The 23999-nt window shown below is 63.8% G+C and carries 14 protein-coding genes and 2 pseudogenes; 7 read left to right on the forward strand and 9 right to left on the reverse strand.

The genetic code is table 11. The annotated features are described in order from the left end of the window. Nucleotides 1-593: 593 nt before the first annotated feature. Nucleotides 594-3377: a beta-L-arabinofuranosidase domain-containing protein gene (locus tag ACXIZN_RS25400; RefSeq protein WP_457957249.1), complete on the forward strand. Its 2784-nt coding sequence runs from the start codon at nucleotides 594-596 to the stop codon at nucleotides 3375-3377. A 172-nt stretch (nucleotides 3378-3549) separates the two neighbouring features. Here ACXIZN_RS25400 and ACXIZN_RS25405 read toward each other — a convergent pair whose 3' ends face one another. Beyond that, on the reverse strand, nucleotides 3550-4080 hold the full coding sequence (locus ACXIZN_RS25405) for a TetR/AcrR family transcriptional regulator (RefSeq protein ID WP_457957250.1): 531 nt from the start codon (nucleotides 4078-4080) through the stop codon (nucleotides 3550-3552). Between the two features lie 642 nt (nucleotides 4081-4722). On the opposite strand from ACXIZN_RS25405, the gene uvrA reads away from it, so the two are divergent. Next, nucleotides 4723-7581: an excinuclease ABC subunit UvrA gene (gene uvrA, locus ACXIZN_RS25410; protein ID WP_457957251.1), complete on the forward strand. Its 2859-nt coding sequence runs from the start codon at nucleotides 4723-4725 to the stop codon at nucleotides 7579-7581. A 299-nt stretch (nucleotides 7582-7880) separates the two neighbouring features. Then, the gene (locus tag ACXIZN_RS25415; RefSeq protein WP_457957252.1) at nucleotides 7881-8789 is read left to right on the forward strand and encodes a GntR family transcriptional regulator; all 909 of its coding nucleotides are present in this window, start codon (nucleotides 7881-7883) and stop codon (nucleotides 8787-8789) included. Here the strand turns inward: ACXIZN_RS25415 and ACXIZN_RS25420 are convergent. The 7 genes and pseudogenes from ACXIZN_RS25420 to ACXIZN_RS25450 form a co-directional block, all read right to left on the reverse strand. After that, nucleotides 8751-9888 (reverse strand): annotated as a pseudogene (locus ACXIZN_RS25420) (lactonase family protein). The gene ACXIZN_RS25415 and the pseudogene ACXIZN_RS25420 sit on opposite strands and share 39 nt — an antisense overlap. After that, a complete protein-coding gene (locus ACXIZN_RS25425; protein WP_457960745.1) occupies nucleotides 9831-9953 on the reverse strand; it encodes a hypothetical protein in 123 nt (40 codons plus the stop codon). Before ACXIZN_RS25425 ends, ACXIZN_RS25420 begins: the two are co-directional and overlap by 58 nt. Further along, nucleotides 9943-11139, reverse strand: coding sequence for an MFS transporter (locus ACXIZN_RS25430; protein ID WP_457957253.1), 1197 nt, complete (start codon nucleotides 11137-11139; stop codon nucleotides 9943-9945). Before ACXIZN_RS25430 ends, ACXIZN_RS25425 begins: the two co-directional genes overlap by 11 nt. 415 nt (nucleotides 11140-11554) lie before the next feature. Beyond that, complete coding sequence (locus ACXIZN_RS25435) at nucleotides 11555-12274, reverse strand: MerR family transcriptional regulator (RefSeq protein ID WP_457957254.1); 720 nt, start codon at nucleotides 12272-12274, stop codon at nucleotides 11555-11557. A gap of 245 nt (nucleotides 12275-12519) precedes the next feature. Further along, the gene (locus ACXIZN_RS25440; protein ID WP_457957255.1) at nucleotides 12520-13242 is read right to left on the reverse strand and encodes a CPBP family intramembrane glutamic endopeptidase; all 723 of its coding nucleotides are present in this window, start codon (nucleotides 13240-13242) and stop codon (nucleotides 12520-12522) included. A gap of 146 nt (nucleotides 13243-13388) precedes the next feature. Next, nucleotides 13389-14924: an alpha/beta hydrolase gene (locus ACXIZN_RS25445; RefSeq protein WP_457957256.1), complete on the reverse strand. Its 1536-nt coding sequence runs from the start codon at nucleotides 14922-14924 to the stop codon at nucleotides 13389-13391. 2034 nt (nucleotides 14925-16958) lie between these two features. After that, on the reverse strand, nucleotides 16959-17327 hold the full coding sequence (locus ACXIZN_RS25450) for a hypothetical protein (protein WP_457957257.1): 369 nt from the start codon (nucleotides 17325-17327) through the stop codon (nucleotides 16959-16961). Between the two features lie 281 nt (nucleotides 17328-17608). Between ACXIZN_RS25450 and ACXIZN_RS25455 the strand changes: the two genes are divergently transcribed. From ACXIZN_RS25455 to ACXIZN_RS25465, 3 genes are all read left to right on the forward strand, one after another. Beyond that, complete coding sequence (locus ACXIZN_RS25455; RefSeq protein WP_457957258.1) at nucleotides 17609-18649, forward strand: hypothetical protein; 1041 nt, start codon at nucleotides 17609-17611, stop codon at nucleotides 18647-18649. Nucleotides 18650-18746: 97 nt separating this feature from the next. After that, on the forward strand, nucleotides 18747-19172 hold the full coding sequence (locus ACXIZN_RS25460; RefSeq protein WP_457957259.1) for a hypothetical protein: 426 nt from the start codon (nucleotides 18747-18749) through the stop codon (nucleotides 19170-19172). A 1018-nt stretch (nucleotides 19173-20190) separates the two neighbouring features. Continuing rightward, on the forward strand, nucleotides 20191-22848 hold the full coding sequence (locus tag ACXIZN_RS25465) for a BTAD domain-containing putative transcriptional regulator (RefSeq protein WP_457957260.1): 2658 nt from the start codon (nucleotides 20191-20193) through the stop codon (nucleotides 22846-22848). Nucleotides 22849-23009: 161 nt separating this feature from the next. On the opposite strand, the gene ACXIZN_RS25470 is transcribed toward ACXIZN_RS25465, so the two are convergent. Beyond that, nucleotides 23010-23381 (reverse strand): hypothetical protein, encoded by a 372-nt coding sequence (locus ACXIZN_RS25470; protein WP_457957261.1) that lies wholly within the window; start codon nucleotides 23379-23381, stop codon nucleotides 23010-23012. A gap of 159 nt (nucleotides 23382-23540) precedes the next feature. Between ACXIZN_RS25470 and ACXIZN_RS25475 the strand changes: the two are divergent. Beyond that, nucleotides 23541-23694: pseudogene (locus ACXIZN_RS25475) on the forward strand (dehydrogenase); the annotation flags it as partial. Between the last annotated feature and the right edge of the window lie 305 nt (nucleotides 23695-23999).

The following is a 23999-nucleotide window of genomic DNA, read 5'->3' on the forward strand; positions in this document are numbered from 1 at the left end:
GATGAAGCAGGGGGCCTTGGTCCGCCGTGAGGTGTTTCCATGCCGTTAGTTCTGCCGAACAGGTCCTTGTTCTAAGAAACTGGTCTCGGGAAGCGCGGATGACTTCTGTCTGGTCGTCGGCAGAACTGGAGATTCGCCCGGTCGCTGACACGGATGGCCCCGGGACGCTGCGGTTTCCGCACCGAACTGGGGCTCGTGAAGCCGCTGTCATGCTGGCCGAAATCGCCGGAGTGTCGCCACATCTGGGCGGGATCAGGAGTCGCGTCTCCAGCGAAGCTGAGCCTCACAGGTCGGCCCGTGACCTGCCACGCGTGGCCCTCAGCGACAGTGCCGCCGTCATGCAAGTGATCCACCCGACGCGCTCGGCGAGACCGGACAGCGCGCAGGCACTCCCTGTGCGCTCAAAGTCGACTAGATGGCCGGAGCTAGCCGTGATCATCGATGACCCCAGTGCTCACCTGTCCGCGACAGGGGCCGTTCGGGTCTTGACGCAGTTGTCACGATAGCCAACACTGACGCGACTTCCCCAAATACGTACGCACCACCGGTTCCCAAAGTGTTAGCGTTAACAGCAGCAGACAGTGAGGCCTCGTATGGAACCCATCGTCAGCCGCCGAACCCTGCTGCGCGCGGCGGCACTCACCGCGGCCGTACCCGCCGTCTGTGCCTCGGCGCCGCCCGCGACCGCGGCGAGAGCAAGCAGCGTGCCGGTACCGGCACGCTGGACCGTACAGCCGTTCCAGCTCTCGGCCGTGACCTTGCAGCAAGGTCTCTTCGCCTCGAAACAAGAGTTGATGCTGGCTTACGGCCGCGGATACGACGTCAACCGGCTGTTGCAGGTTTTCCGGGCCAACGCGGGACTTGCCACTCTCGGCGTGGTCGCGCCCGGCGGTTGGGAAGGCCTCGACGGAGAGGCGAACGGCAACCTCCGCGGCCACTACACGGGCCACTTCCTGTCGATGCTTTCCCAGGCCTATGGCAGCACCGGCGAGGCCGTGTTCGCCGACAAGATCCGCACCATGATCGGCGCGCTGACCGAAGTCCGCGCGGCGCTGCGGAAGGACCCGGTCGGTCTCACGACGCAAGGACCGTTCGGCCCCGCGATCGAGAACGTCCGCGGTTCGTCGCAGTACATCGAACTTCCGCCGGGCATGCTGGGCACCGCGCCCGAAATCACCATCTCGGTTTGGGTCCGGCCGTCCCACGAGTCGGTGTGGGCCAGGGTGTTCGATTTCGGCGACGACACGAATCGCTACCTCTACCTTGCTGCCCGGAATGCGACGGGAGTCCCGCGGTTCGCCATCACCGACGGCGGCGCCGGGCGGGAACAGGCCATCAACGGCACAGCCGCTCTGCCGCTGAACACGTGGACACATCTCGCGATCACCATCGCGGGGACTACGGGGACCCTGTACGTCAACGGCTTCGAGGCGGGCCGAAACACCGCGATGACTCTGAATCCCGCCGCGCTGGGCACCTTGCGCAACCACTGGCTCGGCCGCTCCATGTACCCGGACCCGGCTTTCGCGGGCGCGTTCGCTGAGACGAACCTGTGGTCACGAGCGCTCAGCGCCGACGAGATCGCGGGACTCCAGCACAGCTCGGCCACCGGCGATCTCGCGTCATACACGTTCGCGGAGACCACGGGCTCCTTCGTCGACCGGTCCGGCCACGCGGGCACTGCGAAATTGCGCCGGACGTGGGGCGGCCCGAGCCATCCCGGATTCCTCGCCGCCTACCCGGAAACGCAGTTCATCACACTTGAGTCCATGACCGGCAGCGATTACACGAAGGTCTGGGCGCCCTACTACACCGCGCACAAGATCCTCCGCGGCCTGCTCGACGCCCATGCCAACACCGGCGACGAACGCGCCCTCGACCTCGCTTCCGGCATGGGCGACTGGATGTATTCGCGGCTGTCTAAACTGCCGAAGAGCACGCTCCAGAGGATGTGGGGACTGTTCTCCAGCGGCGAGTTCGGCGGCATCGTCGAAGCGATCTGCGACCTGCACGCCGTGACCGGAAACCCCGACCACCTCGCGCTCGCCCGGCTCTTCGACCTCGAACGGCTGATCGACTCCTGCGTCGCGGGCACCGACATCCTCACCGGCCTGCACGCCAACCAGCACATCCCGATCCTCACCGGACTGGTCCGGCTCCACGACGAAACCGGCGAAGCCCACTACCTCGACGCGGCACGGAACTTCTGGGGCATGGTCGTCCCCGGCCGGATGTACTCCATCGGCGGGACGAGCACCGCCGAGTTCTGGAAGGCGCCGGGGCTAATCGCCGGCACCCTCACCGACGTGACCGCGGAAACCTGCTGCGCGTACAACCTGCTCAAACTCGGCCGGATGCTGTTCTGCCACGAACAGGATCCTCGGTACATGGACTACTACGAGCGCGCCCTCTACAACCAGGTCCTCGGGTCCAAACAGGACAAGGCCGACGCGGAAAAGCCTTTGGTCACCTACTTCATCGGGCTCGTGCCCGGCCACGTCCGGGACTACACCCCGAAGGCGGGAACGACCTGCTGCGAGGGCACCGGGATGGAGAGTGCGACCAAATACCAGGACACCGTGTACCTGAAGGGCGCCGACGGCAACTCCCTCTACGTCAACCTCTACAGCCCGTCGACGCTGTCCTGGCGGGAAAAGGGGATCACCCTCGTGCAGCGGACCGGGTTCCCGTACGAGCAGGGATCGATGATCACCATGCGGGGCAGGGGTTCCTTCACCCTCCGCCTGCGGGTGCCGGCGTGGTGCACGACCGGTTTCGAGGTCCTGGTCAACGGCCGCGCGGTACACCAGGCCGCCGTCCCCGGCAGCTACTTCCCGATCTCCCGGACCTGGCGCGACGGAGACACCGTCCAGATCCGCACGCCCTTCCGGCTGCAGGTCGAACGAGCAGCCGACGCCCCCGCGACCCAGACGTTGTTCTACGGCCCGGTCAACCTCGTCGCCCGCGATCCCCGCACGACGTTCCTGCGTTTCGGCCTGTACCGCAACGCCGGGCTTTCGGGCGATCTGCTGTCCACGCTGAAACCGGTCACGGGCAAGCCACTGCACTTCACCCTCGACGGCGTCGAACTGGCGCCGTTCTTCGAGGGCACCGAGGATCCGACACACGTCTACTTCCACCGCGACGAGCCCACGATCGTATTCGGCACCCTCGACTCCACCGTGCCGAATCCTGCGAAGGCCGACGGCACCACCCTGCTCGACGAGATCTGGGCGGGCGCGCCATTCACCGGCAAGGCTGAGTTGATCCGTCGTGTCCAGGCCAAGACGATGATATGGCGGGACGCGGGACTACTCAGCACCGAGGACGCCAAGAAGGTCGTGACTACCGCCCGGCGGGCTTCGTACACAAAGTGAACGTTCTTCGAGTACCGATGAGAGAAGGACGAAAAGACGAGGCTGTACCGTTGGTCGGCGTCCACACCCGCGGGTACAAGTTCGTAAGACTCCGGGCACCCCCGTCTCTCCGGCCTCGCTCCGGGACGCCGATCGGCGGGCAGCGGAACCCTGATCAACTAGTTCGCCACCATCACCGCTGCACGAGCGGAGCGTCTCCGCGACTAAGGTCTAGCAACCGGTCCCGAACGCGCTCAAACTGATCAATGTCGTAGCTTCTCTCGAAAAGTCCAGCGGCAGCTGCGCCGTCCGCGACTAGCGTGATGACCAGGGCGTGTTCCGGGTCCAACCCGTCGGCAGCAAAGGACACTTCCCAGCTGCGCTTGTGCTCGTGTATGAGTTCTCGCACGCCTGGTACTGCGCTCAGCGCCAAGACCAACGCGAGATACTCGTGGGGCGTTGAGTCGTCACAGAGGGCATCGAAGGTGGCGTTAACATAGCCACGGACCAGACGGCCCTGAACGTGGTCATCCGTGTCGACTGCGGCATGAACCGCCTCTGCAAACCGCGTCATCTGATCTTCCGCTACCGCAAGCAGAAGCAAGTCGCGGTAGCGGTAGTGATGCAGCAAGCCACCTTTTGATACGCCTGCGAGCGCCGCGATCTCATCGAGGCTCACACCAGCGCCGTGAGTCACGATGGCTTGCGCGGCGGCGTCGAGCACCGTTCGGCGAGTCCTGTCAGTGTCGCGTTCCCGAGTCCTCACCGACCACTCTTTCAATGCGAAGTGCGAACGTCATCAGACCGCCCGATGACACACTCCACTATAGCTGACTAAACTGTCGGCCCAGCCAACCACGTAGTCGCATGCCAAACTCTTTTGGGATGCCAGCCGTCAATGCCATCAGCTCCTAGCCGCAGTCCAACTTGCCGAGCCGGAAATGGCCATTTAGCCGCGTTGACACCTTGTTGTGCTCATGCGCTCTGCGCTACGTGCCCGGTTACTGGCTTGTGCCGCTGCTGACCACCGATCGCACCTCAACTTCGATGAAGGCGCTGCGGATGAGTCGTTAATCACTCCCTTGCCTCTGTTCACATGCTGGGTCTGAACCGACAAGCGAACGACGTTATCGTGCAGCACTGCTCGGCCATGATCACGAACAACGACTCCGGCTAGCGTCCTGATGCATATCAGCCAGCTGCCTTCGATCTCGTTTGAGTTGACTTATTGCCAATCGCGGCACAGTGAGGCGTCGGCCACATAAACTTGACTTTCCGCCAGTGCCCTGAGCCCCATATAACGAGAGTATCTCGAAAGCGTGAATATTTGATAACACCGGAGCGTGGGCGGCGGTATGGTTTCGTTGTGAACGACCGTCTACTCATCAAGGGCGCACGCCAGAACAACCTCCGCGACGTCGATATCGAGCTGCCCAGAGATGCGCTGGTCGTTTTCACGGGTGTCTCCGGTTCCGGCAAGTCGAGCCTGGCCTTCGACACCATTTTCGCGGAGGGGCAGCGGCGTTACGTCGAATCCCTTTCGGCATACGCTCGCCAGTTCCTCGGTCAACTGGAAAGGCCCGATGTGGACGTCATCGAGGGCCTGTCTCCCGCTGTCGCGATCGACCAGAAGACCTCCAGTCACAACCCACGTTCGACGGTCGGCACCATCACCGAGATCTACGACTATCTCCGCCTCCTGTACGCCCGGATAGGCAGGCCGCACTGCCCGGTCTGCGGTGAACCGGTCAGCCGCCAGACCACCCAGGAGATCGTCGACTGCTTGCTGACCATGCCGGAAGGCACTCGCTTCCAGGTGCTCGCCCCGGTCGTCCGTGATCGTAAAGGCGGCCACGACGAGGTCTTCCGCCGACTAGCGGCCGACGGCTTCAGTCGGATACGAATCGACGGTGAAGTCCACTCTCTGGCGGAACCGCCAACCCTGGACAAACGACGGAAGCACTCCATCGATGTCGTCGTGGACAGGCTGGCGATCAAACTAGGCGTGACACAACGACTGACTGATTCCGTCGAAACCGCCTTGGCCCTCTCTGGTGGCGTCACCGTCGTCGACTTCGTCGGTCTCGCCACTGCGGATCCACGGCGGGAGGTTCGGTTCTCGGAGAAAATGGCATGCCCTCGCAGTCACGACATCGACCTCGTCGAACTGGAACCCCGCCAGTTCTCGTTCAATGCGCCATGGGGCGCCTGCCCAGAGTGCGCCGGCCTCGGTACGCGAATGGAAGTCGACACTGACCTGATCATCCCGGACGAGGAGAAGACACTCGCTGAGGGAGCGATCGCCCCATGGACTTCGACCAGCGGCGCCGAGTACTACATGCGGCTGCTCGAGGCGGTTGCCGAGAAAGCGGGTTTCAGCATGTTGACCCCATGGCGGCGGTTGCCCGCCACGATGAAGGCCACCCTGCTATACGGAACTCCGGAGCAGGTCCACATCACCCATCGCAGCAGGTGGGGCCGCGAACGGTCCTACTTCACCAGATTCGAAGGTGTAGTCCCGCATATCAAGCGGCGCTTCACCGAGGCGACCACCGACGGAACACAGAACCGGTTCGGCGGGTACATGCGTGAAGTACCCTGCGCCACGTGTGCGGGTACCAGGCTCAAACCGAGCACGCTCGCGGTCACCGTCGGCGAACGGAACATCGCCGAGCTGACCGCGATGCCGATCGACGAAACCTTGGCCTTCCTCCAGGAGTTGCCACTTACTGACAGAGAGCGTCGTGTCGCTGAAGGCGTGCTTGCGGAGATCGGTGAACGTCTGCGCTTCCTGCTCGACGTGGGCCTGGACTACCTGTCGTTGAACCGGCCCGCCGCCAGTCTTTCCGGTGGCGAGGCGCAGCGGATTCGGCTGGCCACGCAGATCGGCTCGGGGCTCGTAGGTGCCTTATATGTCCTGGATGAGCCGAGCATCGGCCTACACCAGCGGGACAATCAACGACTAATCGAGACTCTGGAGCGGCTGCGCGACAGGGGCAACACCGTGATCGTCGTCGAGCACGACGAGGACACCATCAAGGTCGCTGACTGGGTGGTGGACATCGGGCCGGGAGCGGGCGACCGCGGTGGGCAGGTCATCCATTCCGGAACCACACAGGAACTGCTCGATCACCCGACTTCAGTGACCGGGGCGTACCTTTCCGGCCGTCGCGAGATCCCGGTTCCGACCGTCCGCCGGGCAGGCGCCAAGGACCGCGAGATCACCGTCCACGACGCGGCGGAACACAATTTGCGGAACGTGACGGTGTCGTTCCCGCTCGGCAGGCTGGTCGCGGTCACTGGCGTCTCGGGCTCAGGTAAGTCCACTTTGGTGAACGATATTTTGTACACCGCTCTGGCGAAACGTCTGTACCGGGCTCACGGTGTTCCAGGCAGGCATCGCAGCATCACCGGTGCGGAGGAGATCGACAAGGTCGTCCGCGTCGACCAGTCTCCCATCGGCCGCAACCCTCGGTCGAACCCGGCGACGTACACAGGTGTCTTCGATCTTCTCCGCCGGCTGTTCGCCCAGACCCCGGAAGCCAAGGTACGCGGCTACCAGCCGGGACGGTTCTCGTTCAACCTGAAGGGCGGCCGGTGCGAGAGCTGCTACGGGAACGGGACCATCAAGGTCGAGATGACCTTCCTCCCCGACGTCTACGTGCCCTGCGAAGTCTGCCACGGCGCCCAGTACAACCGTGAGACCCTCGAGGTTCACTACAAGGACAAGTCCATCGCCGATGTCCTTTCCATGCGACTGGAAGAGAGCCTGGATTTCTTCGCTGAGCACTCAATCATCTCGCGGCATCTCCGGGCGCTTAACGACGTCGGGCTAGGCTACGTGAAGCTCGGTCAGTCCGCCACGACGTTGTCCGGAGGTGAGGCGCAGCGGGTCAAGCTCGCTGCGGAACTCCAGAAACGGACCAGGGGCCGAACTCTGTACGTTCTCGACGAGCCCACCACAGGACTGCACTTCGAAGACGTGCGGAAGCTCTTGGTCGTGCTCCATAGACTTGTCGACGCCGGCAATACGGTTGTCGTGATCGAACACAACCTCGATGTGATCAAAGCGTCCGACTGGCTGATCGATCTGGGGCCCGAAGGTGGCAAGCGGGGCGGCGCAGTACTTGCCCAGGGCACCCCGGAACAAGTCGCAGCGTGCCCTGAGTCACACACCGGCCGATTCCTAAGCCCCTTACTGAACGGTCACCTCGTCGTGAGTTGACCTCAACGGCGGTCAAGGCGACGACCTCGAACAACACTGAGGCCACATTGTGTCTGCAGTTGCCTCGAAGCCCCCCTGCACCGCGCCGTTCTCGCCGAAGCCGGACCGCTCGCCACCCCGGTCGTCGCTGCGGCCAAGGGGGCGGTGGCCCATGTGACTCGCTCTGTACGGCGACGACTCGCTCAGTCACCTGGCCGCTCAGCCCGAGAGCCTGCTCGCGACGACAATCGACTGCTGAGGATCCATTCGCTGGCCGACGAATACGATGGTCGGGCGGGAGATGTTCGAAAGGAGCTTCGATGCCGGTGACGTCATTGGCGATGCAGGTGGTGGATCTGCTGCGTCGGTCCGACCTGCCCGAAGACGCACACGTGCCCGAGCAATGGCTCGCGGACTCTTTGAGTGTGTCGCGGTCTCCGGTGCGCCGTGCGTTGAGCCTGCTGGCGGAGCTGGGCCTGGTCCGTCAGGAACCCAACCGCGGGTACTTCCTGAACCGGGCTGCTACGGAACTTCGGCATGCGGATCTTTCAGCGGGAGCAGACCCGGAAGAACAGGTGTACTTCCAGATCGGCGACGACCACCTGAGCGGCCGGTTCACAGGAGAGTTCACCTCGGCGGAGGTGTCGCGCCGGTACGGGCTGACCACCCAACAGGCGAATCGTGTCCTGACCCGGATGGAACGGGAGGACCTTATCCGCCGCCGGAGAGGGCGGGGTTGGGAGTTCCAGCGGCTGCTGTCGACTGCGGAAGCCCATGACCAGAGCTACCGGTTCCGGATGATTGTGGAGCCCGCCGCCATGCTGGAGGAGAGCTTCAGACCGGACCGGGACGCGTTCGCGGTGCACCGCCAGCAACAGGAGGCACTGTTGCACGGCGACATCGTCCTGCTACCCAGCGACGAGTTGTTCCGGATCAACTCCGGCTTTCACGAGATGCTGGTGTCCTGTGCAGGGAACGCCTACCTCCTCGACGCGGTTCGGCGGGTCAACCGCGTCCGGCGGCTAATCGAGTACCGGCACCACACCGATCGCACCCGCCTCGTGCGTCAGGCCCGCGAACACCTCCAGCTCCTCGACCTCGTGGAAGCCGGGGAGTTGGCGAAGGCGTCCGAGTTCCTGCGCGAACATCTGGACGTGGTGCGGGAGATCAAGACCGGCCGGGCTTCGACGTCACGAGGTATGCGGCGCGAACACGAGGCAGACGGGTGACCCGGTTGCCACGGTCTCCCCAGTCGCGGCCAGTCGACCGTCGCTCTCAATGCGGAATCCGACAATCGAGTCGCTGCGTTCATTCGCCGCGTAGAGAGTCCTGCCACCAAGGCCCACACCTGCGAACCGGGGTCTGATACCGAAAGTGGACTGCCAGCCGGCAGGCTCCAGCAGCCCAGTGCCGCCAACGACCCGGAAGATGGCGACGGTGTCCGGATCGGGGCCTCCAGGAGCAGAGTCCCCCGGCTCCGCTGCGGTTAGTCGCGTAGACGAAGCGCCCACGTGGCTCGACGACGACTTCGCCACCGCGGCTGTCGCCCGTCAACGTAGGCGGGGTCGACGGCAGAATCTGTAGCGGAGTCAGCCGTCCACCTTCCCAGCGGTACGTCGTGACCGTGGAGCGTAGTTCGTCGATGCCATAGGCGACGGGCAGGCGCGGGTGAAACGCGAGGTGCCGCGGGCCGGCCATTTCCCGCGTGGGGACGGATCCGGCTTTTTCGAGCTGGCCGGTTTCTGGATCGAGCCGCGCGATGAAGATCCGATCGAGCCCCTTGTCGGGGATGGCCACGAACCTCCCCGACGGGTCGAACACGGCTTGGTGAGGTTTCGAACTCATCTGCTCGGTGCGGTGCGGGCCGGGCGTGCCGATCAGCTCGAGTTTGGCACTGACGGGGCCGAGCGTGCCACCAGGGTGGATGGGCAGGGTAACCACCGATCCGCTGGAGTGGTTGCTGACGAGAACGAACCGGTTGCCAGGGGCGACGCTGATGTGGGCCAGGTTCTTACCACTGGTTTCCTGGGCACCACGTGACGTGAGCGTTCCGTCCACAGCGGATACGGCGTACGCACTGACTGTGGTGGAGTCCCCGTGCACAGCGTAAAGGAACCGCCGGGTGCGCTCCAGAGCGAGAAAGGTGGGGTTGACCGTTTCGATGAGCTGGATGAGCGACCAGTGACCGGTCTTAGGGTCGACGTGGTAGATAGACAGGCCTTTGCCGTGTCCTGCGCGTTCGGTAGTGGTACGGGATCCGACATAAGCGATCACGGTGTTTCCTTGGGTGAGCAGGCGTGACGGGTGGCGATGTTCCCAGCGAGCCACAGCGCCGGTTTGGCCCCCGCCGCGGTCAGGAACGGCGTCGTGGCCAGGGCATACTCACGCGTCACCGGTCGAGCCGACCGATACGACCTCCGTCGCGATGTCGTCCTTGCGGAGCTTGATCAGCAGCGCCATGACGAAGGCGACCAGCATCAGAACGGACAGGAAGATCAAGCCGCCTTTGCTGCTGCCCGTGACGTCCTTGGCCAGACCGATGGCGTAGGGACCGACGAACCCGCCCAGGTTACCGATGGAGTTGATGGCGGCGATGGCGATCGCGGCCGTGCCGCGGTTAAGGAACAGCGTCGGTACCGCCCAAAACGGCGCCTTGAACGCGTAGAGCCCAGCCAGGGAGAGGCTGATCATCAGCACAGCGACTACGGGCGACCCACTGAACGCGGCGGAGAACATCGTCACCGCGGCCACCCCCAACGGCAGGTAGGTGTGCCTCTTGCGCTCGCCCGTCCGGTCGGAGCGACGGGACCACCAAATCATCGCGACTGTGGCGACGACGTACGGGATCATGCCGATCAGCCCGATCTGGGTATTGGACAGAGTTTTCGAGAACCCCTTGACGATCTGCGGCATCCAGTATCCGACTCCGAGTGAACCAGCCTGGTAGACGAAGTAGATTACCGCCAAGTACAGGACTTTGCGGTTAGAGATCGCTTTCCAGGTACCGAGCCGCTCGCGGTTCGGGCGGTCTGCGTGCTCGGCTTCCAGCTCCGCGGTTAGCCAATCCTTCTGCTCCTGTGTGAGCCACTTGGCGTCGGCCGGCCGCTCGACCAGCACGAAGTAGCAGACCACACCGAGAATCACTGCGGGCAGCGCTTCGAGCAGGAACATCCAGCGCCAGCTGGACAACCCGCCCCAGGCGACGTGGTCGAGGATCAGCGTGCTCAGAGGCGATGCGATGACGTAGGAGACCGGAAGGGCCGCAGTGAACAACGCCGTCGCCGTGGCCAGTTCCTTGGCCCGAAACCAGAAGGTCAGGTAGACGATGATTCCGGGGAAGAAGCCAGCCTCCGTGACCCCGAGAAGGAACCGAAGTATGTAGAGCTGGATGTCGTTCTGCGCGAACGCCATCAGCGCCGCGACTAGGCCCCAGCTGATCAGGATCCGTGCGATCCACTTGCGGGCGCCGAAGCGCGCGAGCGCCATGTTGCTCGGAACCTCGAACAGGAAGTACCCGATGAAGAACAGGCCCGCGGCGAGGCCGAACGCCTGACTCGTCAGTCCCAACTCCTTGTTCATCTCAAGGCTCGCGTAGCGACGTCAACACCACCGCCTTCGGCTCTGAGGGGCGGCCCCGGTCATTCTGGATAGAAATCCAGAGGCCCTTGACTGCCCACGCGGCGGACACGGTGAGTCCACTGGTGGGCTACCCGCTCGCGCTCGCACAACCTTGTCGAACTAGACAGGACAGCGGCGTCAGGGTTCGAGGTCGCACGGCACGAGCATTTTCGGACCGTCGCGGAGCGGTCGGGAGACCCAGATCCCTGGCCTCCCAAGGAGCCCTCGCCCTCGGGTGATCGAACGTCGACCCGGGAGGCGACCACTTCTGCGCCAAGGAGTTCCTGGCGTGGTCCATCTTCGGTTGGCGCACACACTAGGGCCGGTCAGCGCGATGTGATCTACGTATTACCCGCCCTGCCGACCATATGTTCAGTCAGTCGCCGATCTGCATTCGAGCGTGCGCTAGAGCGAGCGCCTTCAGTTGGGCGGCGTTGAACCGCTCGACGACAGCGGACCCGATCGCGGCCTCGACGGAGCCCCGGCCCTGCGCCCCCGCGGCGCCAGGGTCTTCCATCCATGGGAACCGCTCGTGGCTGCGCCGGATCGACTCGGCCAAACGGCTCGCGATGGCCTCGATCATCGCGTTGCCAGCGTCCTCGGGAAGGCGGTCAAATTCCTCATCGATACCACCGTCGGTTGGCTCCTCCATGAGCTGACGCAGGTCATCGAGGGCGTCGTCCGGCAAGAACCCGGAAAACACCGTCAACAGCGCCCGATCTCTCTCCGACAGCCCTTCGGCGACGCTCCCGAACCGCGCCGGGAAATCCAAGGGGGCACCGTGCTCACGCAGTGCAGCGAGCTCTTCTCGAACTCGCTGCAAGCGGTCGATTTTGGCTGCTAGTTCGGCGTCCAGCGCGCCGAGGTCATCCGGGGCACCGTCACTGTCCCCCATCGCCCGAATCTGGGTGAGTGAGAGGCCGACTTCGGTCAGTCGCTTGATCCGAAGCAGCCGGACAAGGTGAGCCACCTCATACTGCTTATAGCCGTTGAGTGCTCGGTCGGGCAGCTCCAGTAGACCGATCCGGTGATAGTGCCGCACCGTTTTGATGGTGGTACCGGCCAACTCCGCCAGCTGTCGCGTGCTCCACGCCATGCCCGCCCCCTCAGTCCTATGCCATACCGGACAGTCTAGGAACGAGCACCAGTTCACTCGAGGCAGCGGCCAATTCCCTCCCAAGACCAGGCGTCACGAGTACCGCGTCCAGCTCTTGCCACCGCAGGCGACCACTCGGGCTACCGCCGAACATGAGGCTCAATCCCAGCGTGCCTCCGAGACACGCAACGCCTGAGTGACGGAAACGGAGCGTCGCTTCCGCGTCTGGTTGGGGCGCAGCTCACTCAGCTGCCGGTGACGCCGTGGTAGAGGATGCTCGCGCTGTTGTAGACGGCGTGGACAACGACAGTAGGCCAGAGGGAACCCGAGAACCGCAGCAGCAGCCCGGTACTGAGCCCGACGACGAACGCGAGCGGCATGATGGCGTTGATGCCGTGCGCGACGGCGAAGACCGCCGCGCTGAGGAGCACGCCGACCCAGGTGCCCCAGCGGAACAGGAAGTTCGCAAGCACGCCGCGGAACAGCGCTTCCTCACCGAGGGGCGTGAGGAAGCCGCCGAGCACCACGGTGATCACGAGCGAGCGCATTCCGGCGCTCGCGGCGTCGCGGTAGCTCTGCTGGATGCCCTCGGAGCCCGGGAAGAACGGATCGAACACCGCCGAGACCGGCCAGCTCAACCCGAAGCACACGAGGCCGACCACGGCCGCGCCAAGAAGCCAGGCGGGATGCACGCGTCGCATCCCGAAGGAGCGGACATCGCGGATGCGGATAAGTACCGCGACGGCGAATGCACCCAGCGGCGCGAAACCTGAGACGAGGAAGTTCGCCTGACCGGGAGAGATTGGGGCATCGGCCGGCAACCGCAGGGCGATGATTGAACCGATCACGTACAGGACTACAGCGGTGAGGACCGCGACGCCGAGTTCGGGCCAGCCTGGTCGCCGTCGGGCCTGGTGAAGGGGAACCTCATGCATCGTGCTCATGGCGGTAGTGTCGGATGTGCCCAAAGGGCACAGTCAACCTTTAGTCATCCGTGCGTGTCGTCCGGTGTCCGGGGAGACGCTTGTAGGCCGGGTGATACGTGGGTACATGTCGGTTCTCGGCTGAGCCGGCTTACCTCATCCTTCGCCGGCTCAGCCGTTTTCCGCGTTCGTTACTCCGCAGAAGCCCCGCAGCGCTGATCTCGCGGCATGACGCCCCCGACCAGGTAACTGGTGGTCACGTTCAACGCGCAGGCGTTACCGCCCAGGACGTAGACTCCATGGCCGCTGCCCTCGACGCTGACCAGACGGGATCGCTGGGTGAACTTTTCCCGCAGCATTTCACCACCGCGATGCGGCGTGGGTACATCGTGTTGGTTCTGCAGGATCAGCACGTTCTGCGGTCCTTCGTCGTTGACCTGCACCGGTGGCCCGGTCGGCCGGTGCGGCCAGTAGGCGCAGGGGGTGATGTTCGCGGCAGACGCCCCGAACAGCGGGTACCGCTGACGGTCTCCGGCCACCGCATGCCGGTAAGTCTCGATATCGGTAGGCCATGCGACGTCGTTGCAGGTCACGGCGAGGAAGACAGTGAGGAAGTTGTCCGTGGGCAACAGTCCCGCCTTGGCGCTTGCCTGCGCGCCCGATATCGGCGGGGTATTCTGGCCCAACGCCTGCCACAGCTGCGCCAGCTTTGCATACAACGACTTGTTGAACAAGTTGCCGAACACGCTGAGCCGGAACAGGGATCCGTCGAGACCGTCAACGGGCTGCCTGTCAAGCTTTCCGGCGAGTTCGAAGTAGGTCTGGCGCACCTGCTCGGGTGTACGACCGAGACCGTATGCGTCGTGCCGTTCCGCTGCCCATTCGGCGAAGTCGGGGAACGTTTGCTCCATGCCAAGTGCGTAGCGGCGCATACCGTCGTAGTCGAGGAAAGTGTCGCCGATATTGCTGTCGAGCACAATCCGGTCCGAGCGTTCGGGGAACATCGACGCGTAGGCCGCGCCCAGGGCCGAACCGTAGGAAAGGCCGAAGAAGCTGGTCCTCGGTTCACCGAGTGCACTACGGATGCGGTCCAGGTCGCGGGCGTTGTTCGCGGTAGTCAGGTGGCGCAGCCGGTCGTCGCGGTCATTGCCAACGCACTGCTTGGCGACCTGCTTGGCCACGGCGGCCTGCTTGAAGACTGCCGCGTCGTCGATCGCGTAAGGCGGGATGTTTGCCACGTACGGCCCGGTGGTGGTGAAGGCGCAACTCACCGGGGCGGATCGGCCGACACCGCGAGTGTCAATGCCGATCAGGTCGTAGCTGTCCGACACGCTGGTGGGCAGCCCCTTGTTCAGCAGTTGCGCGGAGAGTACTAGCCCGGACCCTCCGGGGCCACCGGGATTGAGCATCAGCACCCCCCGGCGCTGGCGCGGGTTCGTGCTGGCGATCCGGGAGATCATCAGGTCGATCTTCGTGCCTCCCGGGTCGGCGTAATCCAGTGGAACTGGCACGGTGGCGCACTGCACCTGATGCGGGGCGGCGCCCGCCACCACGTCGTCGGGACAGGCCGTCCACTCCAGCCGCGGCGTCGGCTCGGCGGCCACAGCAGGCGCGGCCAGCGAGGCGCCTAAGCTGAACACGGTCGCGAAGACCCACACATGGCCGAGTCGAGTTTTCCGATGCATATTCATTCCCCGCACGTCTGATCCGGTGATTACCGAATCCATCCCAGCGCATGCCCCAGGGGCAGGGTCAACCCCAACTCTTCGAGAAAAGACCGAATCCGCACCAGTTTCGCTAAGCGCACGCGGACTTACCCGGCGACCTGTCAGGTCCGGGCGGCGAGGCACCGATCGCCAGCATGGCCCGCCAATCGAGTGGATAGCCCTCAGCAGGCTGCCGCGGTTGCAGCTTGTTCCCATTCGCGGGCAAGGCGGTGCCGACGGATTCTGGTTATCCCTCACCCGAAGATCACGCTGAAATTGTGGAACCGGACGAACTGGCCTCCGCCCCTGCAGTGTCCCGCTTGACAGCCGGTAGCTGACTTGCCGGGCGCGCAAGTTCGCAATAAGACGTTCAATGATTCGGGGATCGCGCTGGCCCTTCCCGCAGGGTGTCTCCTGTACGCGCACTTGGTGCTGGTCCCGGTGGTCTCGCGCACGTCGGATTCCGTCCGCCGTAGCCGCGTCCGGCACGCGCCTGAGCCCCAGCAGGAGTTCCAAGCCCCCGAAGTCCCGTCGTGAGCGACGACCCGCTTCGACTGCCGGAAGCGGTGTTCTCCGCCAACTGAGTCGTGACCCGCTCGGCCTTCGCCCGCCGGAACGGGATCGGGTGCTGCGACGACAGCGGGGCCGGACGACGAGCGCGTCACTGCTGCTCACAGCGCGTCAGGCGTGCGAGGTGCTGGTCCCGGCGGAATGGGGCTGGCGATCGACGTCGCGGTGGCCCCCGGCGACTCGCCGCGCTTAGGCCCAGTCGTCCGTCGTGGACGAGGCGCGCTCGCTATGTATCGATTCGCGAGCCGGTTGCCGGGTCCTGGTGGCACTGAGGCCGCGCTGCACTGGTGCGGTTGGTCCGTTATCTCCATCGAGTTATCGAAGAGAACCGTATGCACTGGAACGTCGGAGCTTGCCTGCAGATTGACGATGTCATTAATTTCCGCGGCCGGGTTAATAACCGATAACCACGACTCTGAGTTAGAATAAAATCTATTGCATAGAGCGATGACTGCCAAAGCTATCGCAATACCACTGTGGGCGGCCGAAATAAGATGAGCTGACTTATGAAGTAACCTGGAGTCGATTCTGCGCGCGATGGTCATGAGCATGTCACCAGGAAGCGGCCTAGGTAGTCGAAAATTTCAGCCCTCCCATGCAGAGGCGAGCTACCTGTGATTAACTCAAGCTAATCAGACTTGACAATTTGGTGTCCAACGTGTTTTATGCGATAGATATGTCACCATTCCACTACTTCAGCGCGACTTCGTACAGCCAAAGCGCCTCGACAGGTGAAGCGCAGAGTGCTAGAGCGCGTATTCGGAGAGTAGTTAGGCGTCGACTTGGCGAGGTCCCTGTTTTTGTAAGATAAGCGGAAATTCTTTAACTCCACTTGAGGTGCGATAGCATACAGAAAGCCCTTCAAACTTTAGCTCACTTGAGTTACAGCTTAACGATATGGCGCCGGGTCGATACGAATTCTCGCAATCGACAAAATTCCAGTGAGCACCCCTGCTCGAAAAAACCCGTTGCAGATGAACTCGGTTTCAGCGGTGTGGTAATCCCCGTTGCGACCGATGGCCCTCAGCAGCGTTAACCGAACTCGTGTGCCGCGTTGAACTATTTTAGCCGAGCGGGTCTTCCGGGAGCCGAGGGTGTCGCTATCAAATGTCGCGAAGAGTCTCGAGGATGAGATCCGAGATGGTGCACGGCGTGGCGGCTCACTCGCCGCCTCCGATCGACTGTCCCGCGGCCTGTCAGCCTCTTTGGCAGCTTTGGCCAAGCTGCGCAGCCGACCGTCGAGGTGCTGATGCAGCAGGATTGCTCGGTCGACGCTCCACTGGATTGCTTGCTGCTGCGGTTGTTACCGAGTCGATCCCAGGCCAAAGTCAAGCCAACCTTATTTTCCAGGAGCTCACGTTCTGCGACGAGCTGGTCGAAGCTCTGCTAGGTGCGAATTTGAGCTCGAGGGCGGGACGTCGTCGAGCACTCAAATTACTAGCCGATCCGGAGAAAATCGTTAGCTGAACGCCGCGATGAAAGCGGCTACGCCGCCTGTCCCTCGAGTCGGCGAACGCGCCGGTCGAAGTCGTGGACTGCTGTTTCCATCTTCACAAGTTCGGAGCCGACTGCGTTCTGAATCTCGTCGAGCTGCTCATCGATATCGTTGAAGCGTTGGTCCATAGCGTCGAGACGCTCGTCGACAGCGTCGAAACGCCTGTCCACAGCGTCGAAACGGTTGTCCATAGCGTCGAAACGGTTGTCGATATTATCAAAACGCCTGTCCATGGTGTTAAGACATTTGTCAACGCCAGCGAAGCGTTCGTCCATGCGCCCGCCGAGCCGTTCCTCTGATTGCGACACTGTAGTCGTTACAAATTGTTTCAAATCTTCGAATAATTGTTCATTTGTCATATATTCTTATTATCTGAAAGTGGCGCCAAAGAGTCAAGATCAATCTTTATTAAGCTGGACGGCGCGAGACGTTGCGCCTCGATGGGACGGCAGAACCGTGCTTACGCGTGCCTTCACTGGCAGTCAAGGACTGTTCGCGGGCGTCGCCCTTTCGTGTCACTGGTCGAGGGTCCGCGCCCTTGCAATCCACTCTGCGTGTTGTTCGAGGCGGTGGTGCGCACGCGTTAACGCGATCTGCTGCGGGGTATACTCGTTGATCATTTTAGAGGGGGGTCTACTCCATGACAAAGTACGGCTACAAGTTCTACACCTTTAGCGTGCATAAGCCACGCGACAACGATGTGCGACTGCCGCTCGGCGAGCTCCGAGGCGAGAGTGCCCACGCACAAGGCGTGCCGGCCTCACGCAACGACGCGCTCGTCTCCCTGCTTGGCCTGCTCAACGGCATGCTGGGGCGGCGCGTTGACGAGCGTACGAAACACCTCACCGTCCAAGGCGTCCAGCCAGCCGGTCGGTCAGTTCGTTTCAAAGTCGATCTCGGTACCAGTGGTGTGAGTTCCACCTTCATCGATCCCGCTGCGGCCAATACAAGGCCGATCTTCGAGCGCGCTGAGCAGCACATCGAAAGCAACGGGCGCCGCGGCCTTATCGTTGCAGGCACGAAGTCAACCGTCGGGATGATCGCCCTGGAATCCAGGTCCGGTTCGACTGGTAGCAGTCAGCTCATGCCGCTCCTGAAGCGCGGCTTCAGCGCCCATACCGGCTTGGTCATCGACTTCGACGCCGTGGTCCACGAGCAGGCGCTGCATGCCTTCCTTGAGGAGGCGCAGATTGGTGCGATCACTCTGCGCCGCGCGGGACTTCCCCAGGACCTCGCGGACCAGCTGGAGGTGCGCGACAAGGAGGCGCCGCTCGGCCGGCTGGAGATGAAGATCAGCCGCGGGAGGATCCCCGAGTTCAAGCAGCGGCTCACCGACAAGTTCCGTAACGACGATCAAGCGCGAGCTCAACTGCTCTCTATGGGTGGTCTCGACTTCGACGAGGTCAACGTCAAGATGCAGGTCGGGGATCGCAGCACCACTTTGTCGATCGCGGCCGAGCGCATGCCGTCGTTCGTCTACCAGATCTCTGGTCGTGAGGCGCCCACCGACGAGGTGTTCTACAGCGAGGTGCAGCAGATGGTTCCCGAGGTGGCGCGCGCGTTTGGCGCGATTGTCGGTGCTGAGTGGGAGACTGGGAACTGGTCCTCGAGCAGCCAGAAGACCGTCGTAGATCTGCCGACGCAGGAGGGGGCGCGTGGCGAGGAGAGCGGCGAAACTTAGGAGTAAGTTTTCCACGTTAACCCTGATAAGCGATCACTATGCTACTTTGCGTGATGCTTCGTCGGGGCGTCCGCGGATTCGTGACTACAGCGTGTTCGTGGGACTCCCGCTCGCCCTGGCAGCCACCTCCTGGCTTCGAGGCGCGAAGGCCGGCCACATCCCCGAGGTGCTCGCCGCGGTCGCCATCCTCACGGGACTCATCTTCAACGTGTTTGTGCTGTTGTTCGACCTCACGATGCGTGCCACCGACAAGACGGATCCGGCGCACCAAGCAACCATCAACAAGCTGGCCGACGAGCTGCGCGCCAACATCTCGTATGCCGTCCTCCTTGGCCTGCTTCTCACGGGGCTGTTCGGCGGGCTCGCGCTCTTCACCGACACTGCGCAGCCGCTACCGGTATCAGTGAGCTCCGTGATCGTGTTCGTCGCGGTCCAGATGCTGTTGACGATCTCCATGATCTTGAAGCGAGTTCGGGCGCTGTATCGAGCGTTCCGGCGAGTTGGGCCGGAGAAGATTCCGTAGTCGCCGCTTCAGGGGACCGACGTGGGGTTTCAAGCCTGCCCGCGGCGGTGACGTGTGCCCCACCTGGCACAGTCGCGCTGCTGGTTCTGCCAGAACTGTAGGGCGGGTACGCCCTGTTCGGGCGGAGTGCGGTCGCTGAAGGGGTCGGGCAGCTTGTTGACCGGAAGTTAGGCAGCTCCCGGCTGGCCTCTTCGTGTTCCTACGACGTGCACCACGAGCGAGTCGAGAGGTGGCGGGCCACGTGCTTCGCACCGTCAACGGAAGGTCTCCATGAAGCTAGGACACTAGGCGTGAGTCGCCACCCTGGTGTAGCTCCTGCGGCCAAGCCAGCGGCGCCGAAGATCAAGCTGTAGTGGATGGTCAGGCCGTTCCGGGCTGGTGTTCGTCGACCAGGCCGGGGAGGGGCCGGACCAGAGCTGATCTTGTCCCATCTGCCGCCGTGTCCGAGGCCAGGTCACGTTCTCCTGAACAGCCGGTCCAGATGCACGTCGATCGCGGCGAGCGCGTCCTGGGGCTCGATCACGTCGAGCTCGATCAGGGAGGTGAAGCCGGTGAGGGCGAGGAGCAGGTTGGTCTCGGTCACCGGGTCGCGGCCGGAGTCGATGTGCCCGTCGGCGATCGCCTGGCGGACCAACCGCTCGACGAGGGCCCGCCCTTGAACNACCCGCGTCCTGGACACCGAATCGAAGACTCTGCCCTACCCCGAACAGGCATCCCGCCAGATCTGGAAAGGCCACCACCCAGCCCCCTTCGATCTCTCGTAATCGTCTGGGTCGGCTCCTAAGCCCCCTCTTCGAGAAGTAGCCAGAAGGCGGCTGACCAGCAGGTACTCAGCCGCGCGATCCGTTCCTGGCGTATTCGGTTGCCACCCCCAAATGAGGTGACAACTAGCGTGGTCAGCAGGTGCAACAATCGTGAACCTGTCAGGGACAAACCCGCAGGAGGTGATCGGAACGTCGAATGTCCGTAATGCCATATATCTTGAGCCGAGAGTTTGCGCTGGCGCGGAATCCGGGGGATGGGGCTGGTGGAGGGTGACAACGACTTCTGTATCGCGTTGCTCGGGCAATTCGAAGTGCGACGATCCGGGGATCTCGTTGCGATTCCGGTCGGCGGTCAGCGCGTCGTCCTCGCTATCCTAGCGCTGGCCGGGGGGCATGTGGTCAGCGCAGGAGCGCTGGCTGGTCTGCTCTGGTCGGGCAACGTACCGGCGAATCCGCGGGCGGCGGTGCAACAGATCGTGCTCCGGCTCCGGAAAACCTTGGGGCCCGCGGTGGTCAAGACGGTTTCCGGTGGATACTCGCTCGCGGTGCGACGTGATCAGGTCGATGCTCTTCTGGCCGAAGATCTCCTGAAACGAGCCGTGACGGGAACCGATGCGGCGACAGGTCGCGCGCTCCAGCACGCCGCGGACTTGTGGCGGGGTGTCCCACTGACCGGAGTGGATTCGGAAGCCCTTGTCCTGCAGCACGAACCGCGTTTGACCGAGATGAACCTGGTGACACAGGAGCGCCTTTTCGACCTGGATGCACAGCACGGACAGGTTCGGCCCTGGATCCCGCGGCTCCGGGAGCTCACGCAGGCGCATCCGTTGCGTGAGTCGCTGTGGGAACGATGGATTCTCGCCCTCGAGCTGAGCGATCGCCGCGCCGAAGCCTTGGCAGGGTACGACGAGGCACGCAGGGTATTGGTCGAAGCGTTGGGCACCGAGCCCTCCCCCCGGCTGCGCGCCGTGCATTTGCGAATGCTCGGCGAGGATCACGAGGTCGCCGGCCCGGCCCGGCGCCCGGCGCCACGTCAGCTTCCCGCTTCCCCGCCACACTTCACCGGCCGCACGGACGATCTGGCCCGGCTCGACAAGCTCTGGCTCGGTGGTACGAGAACGGTGGTGCTGCACGGCCCGGGTGGTGCCGGAAAGACGACCTTGGCACTGCGCTGGGCAGAACAGCTGACGTCACACTTCCCCGACGGGCAGCTCTTCATCGACCTACGAGGGTACGGGCCCGAACACCCGCTGCCGCCCGGCACGGCCCTGGGCATGCTGCTCCGAGGCGTCGGCGTCGCCGAACGCTCTCTGCCTCCGACCGTCGCCGAGCGCAGTGCACTATGGCGAACCCAGACCGCCGGACTTTCGATGCTAGTCGTCTTGGACAACGTCCGAAGCGCCGACGACCTGCGTCCGCTCCTGCCCGGAGCCGGTTGCACCACGATCGTCACGAGCCGCAACAACCTCCGCGGCTTCGCCGCCCGCGACGGCGCGGCACGGCATTCAGTCGGCACAATGAGCACCAGCGACTCGATCGCACTCCTTGCCACCACGCTCGGCCACGACCTTCTCGGCGGCGAACCGGAAGCGGCCCGCGACTTGGCCGAGCTGTGTGGACACCTTCCACTCGCGCTCGTGGTCGGGGCACAGGTCGTCGCCGAAGACCCGGCGCGATCGGTCGCGGCCACCACGTCACGCCTGCGATCACATCAGCAGCGTCTGGACGTACTGGTGGATTCGCTGGACCCGGCGGCGGATCCACGCCATGTCATCTCATGGTCGTACGAGGCACTGGACGAGACAAGCAAATGGGCTTTTCGGCGTCTCGGTTTGTGCCCGACGCCGGTCGTCGAAACGCACGCCGCCGCGGCCCTGCTCGGAAAGCCGGTTCCGGCTGCCCGTGCACTGCTGGACCGGCTCGCCGCGGTCCACTTGTTGCACGTCCTCGACGTCGATCGTTACGGCTGCCACGACCTGATCGCGTGCTTCGCCGTCGAGGTAGCCGAACCGGATGACGCGGCGCTCCAGCGGTTGATCGATTGGTACCTGGCAACGTTGCACGCGGCACGATCGACCGCGTACGCGAATCCGGCGCTCGCGCCGGAAAACCCGCCTCCCGCCCCTGTCCCGCTACAGGTGACCGAAGGATTGCGGTCCGCCACCGAATGGTACCTGTGGTCCGCACAGACTCTCGTCGAACTCGTCCGACTTGCCGGCCGTCGTGAGTGGCACGAACCTGCGTGGCGCCTCGCCGTCCTGGTCGGAGACTTCCAGAGTTCACACGCCCATGGCCCCCAGCAGATGATCACATCGGAGATCGCCCGATCTGCAGCAGGCGAACTCGGCGACCCCGGCAAGGAGGCATTGGCACACTTCCTCTCCGGCGTGGCGCACAACGTCAGCGGTAAGCCACGAGCCGCACTCCGGTGGCATAAAAGCGCGCTGAAGCTAGCAGAACGGTCGGACAACCGACGTCTGGTGGCGGCGATCCTCGCGGCAATGGGGACTGCCCATCAAGCCATCGGGGATCTTCCAAGTGCAAGGACCGCTGCCGAGTCGTCCGTGCGCATCGCCAGCGAACTCACCGCGCACCCGCTTCGGCACGCACACTCCTTGCTCAACCTGGCCTCGATCGAGGCCGAGAACGCTGAGTGGCGTGATTCCGCACAGAGCCATCTCGGCGAGGCGATCACGATCTATCGGGAACAAGGAGCGCGCTTCCACGTCGGACTGGCACTGGCCAATCTGGCACAGATCACGGCCGCCGCCGGGCAGCCCGGCGATGCGCTCACCTACGCCACCGAAGCGATCAGCCAACTCGACGAATCCGCTGACGGACTCGTACGGCCGACCGCGCTTCGGGCTGAAGGTAAGGGAAGGGCTCAGCCGGATCGGCTGAGCCCTTCCTGATCAAGGCTGAGCGAGCCTGCTTCGCAGTTCGACGAGCTCACGGTGCAGTTCGGCCGCGCGATGGGGTTCGGTGAACCGCATGTCGTGAAGTGCTTGTTCCCACGCACGGACGGCGCCGCCGGGATCGCCGAGAGCAAGAAGCGCTCGTCCGCGGGCGCGCGCTACGGCAGATAAATGGCCGTCCAGTCATCGATGACACCGCCCTTGTAGCAGCGAGCATCGGAACGGGTGATCACGCCGGGCGGCGTATCCCTGGTGTACTTCTGCAGAGCGCCCTGTACGTAGTAGCCGGCGTTGCAGTGGATTCGCAAAGCGTAAGCGCGACCAGGTCCCGAGGTGCACGACAGCTGGCCCCAGGTCTGTCCGTGGAAAACATCCGTCACACAGCCGAAGCCCGGCGGCAGCCCCTGGACCTTGACTGTCGAGGCCTCCTGCCCGGCCGAAGCCGGAGCCGCCGAAGCCGCTACGGCGGGAGCCGTCACGCCGAGCGCGGCCATGGCGAGCATCGTGACCACCCGAGTCGAGTTCCGCATCCAGTCCTCCTACATCACTAGTGGTGAACAGATCACCGCCAGTCAAGCGAAGGACGCTCACAGATCGCTTTCACTCCGCCAACACGACACTCACGCCGAAGAGACGGACGCTGGCCGGACCCATCGCATGGCTTATGGAGAACCGATAGCCGCCTCCGTGCTTTCCCCGGCCACGTCGCGACCGACCTCAACGCTTTCCACACAACCCCACACGCCCGCGGAAGGCGCCAAGATCGCTATCCGACTCGCCACGCTGCCGGATTACGGCCCGCCCGGAGGACTGTTCGACGACGCCGGAAATGCGCACTGGTAAGACCTCCGGCGCGCACTCTGGCTAACCGCTGAGGCTCTGCACCCTGACCACACGGACGACCTCACCCGATGGAGAGATCGACCGCAGGGCGCAGCCTTGACCGTCGCAGCGGGCCAAGGCTGCAACTCAGACCTCGGCCGCAGGCTAACGACGCAGAAGGCGAGCGACCTAGCCAGCATTGGCAGCAACGGTGACCGAACCGGACGCACAGTCGTTCGGGTACGAAGCCGAGCCGCAGGCGTAATTGTCCGCTGAACAACTCGGGCTAGCCGCTTGGGCCTCCGGCGGCGCTCTCGTTGCGGTCC

Source organism: Amycolatopsis sp. TRM77291, assembly GCF_054166285.1.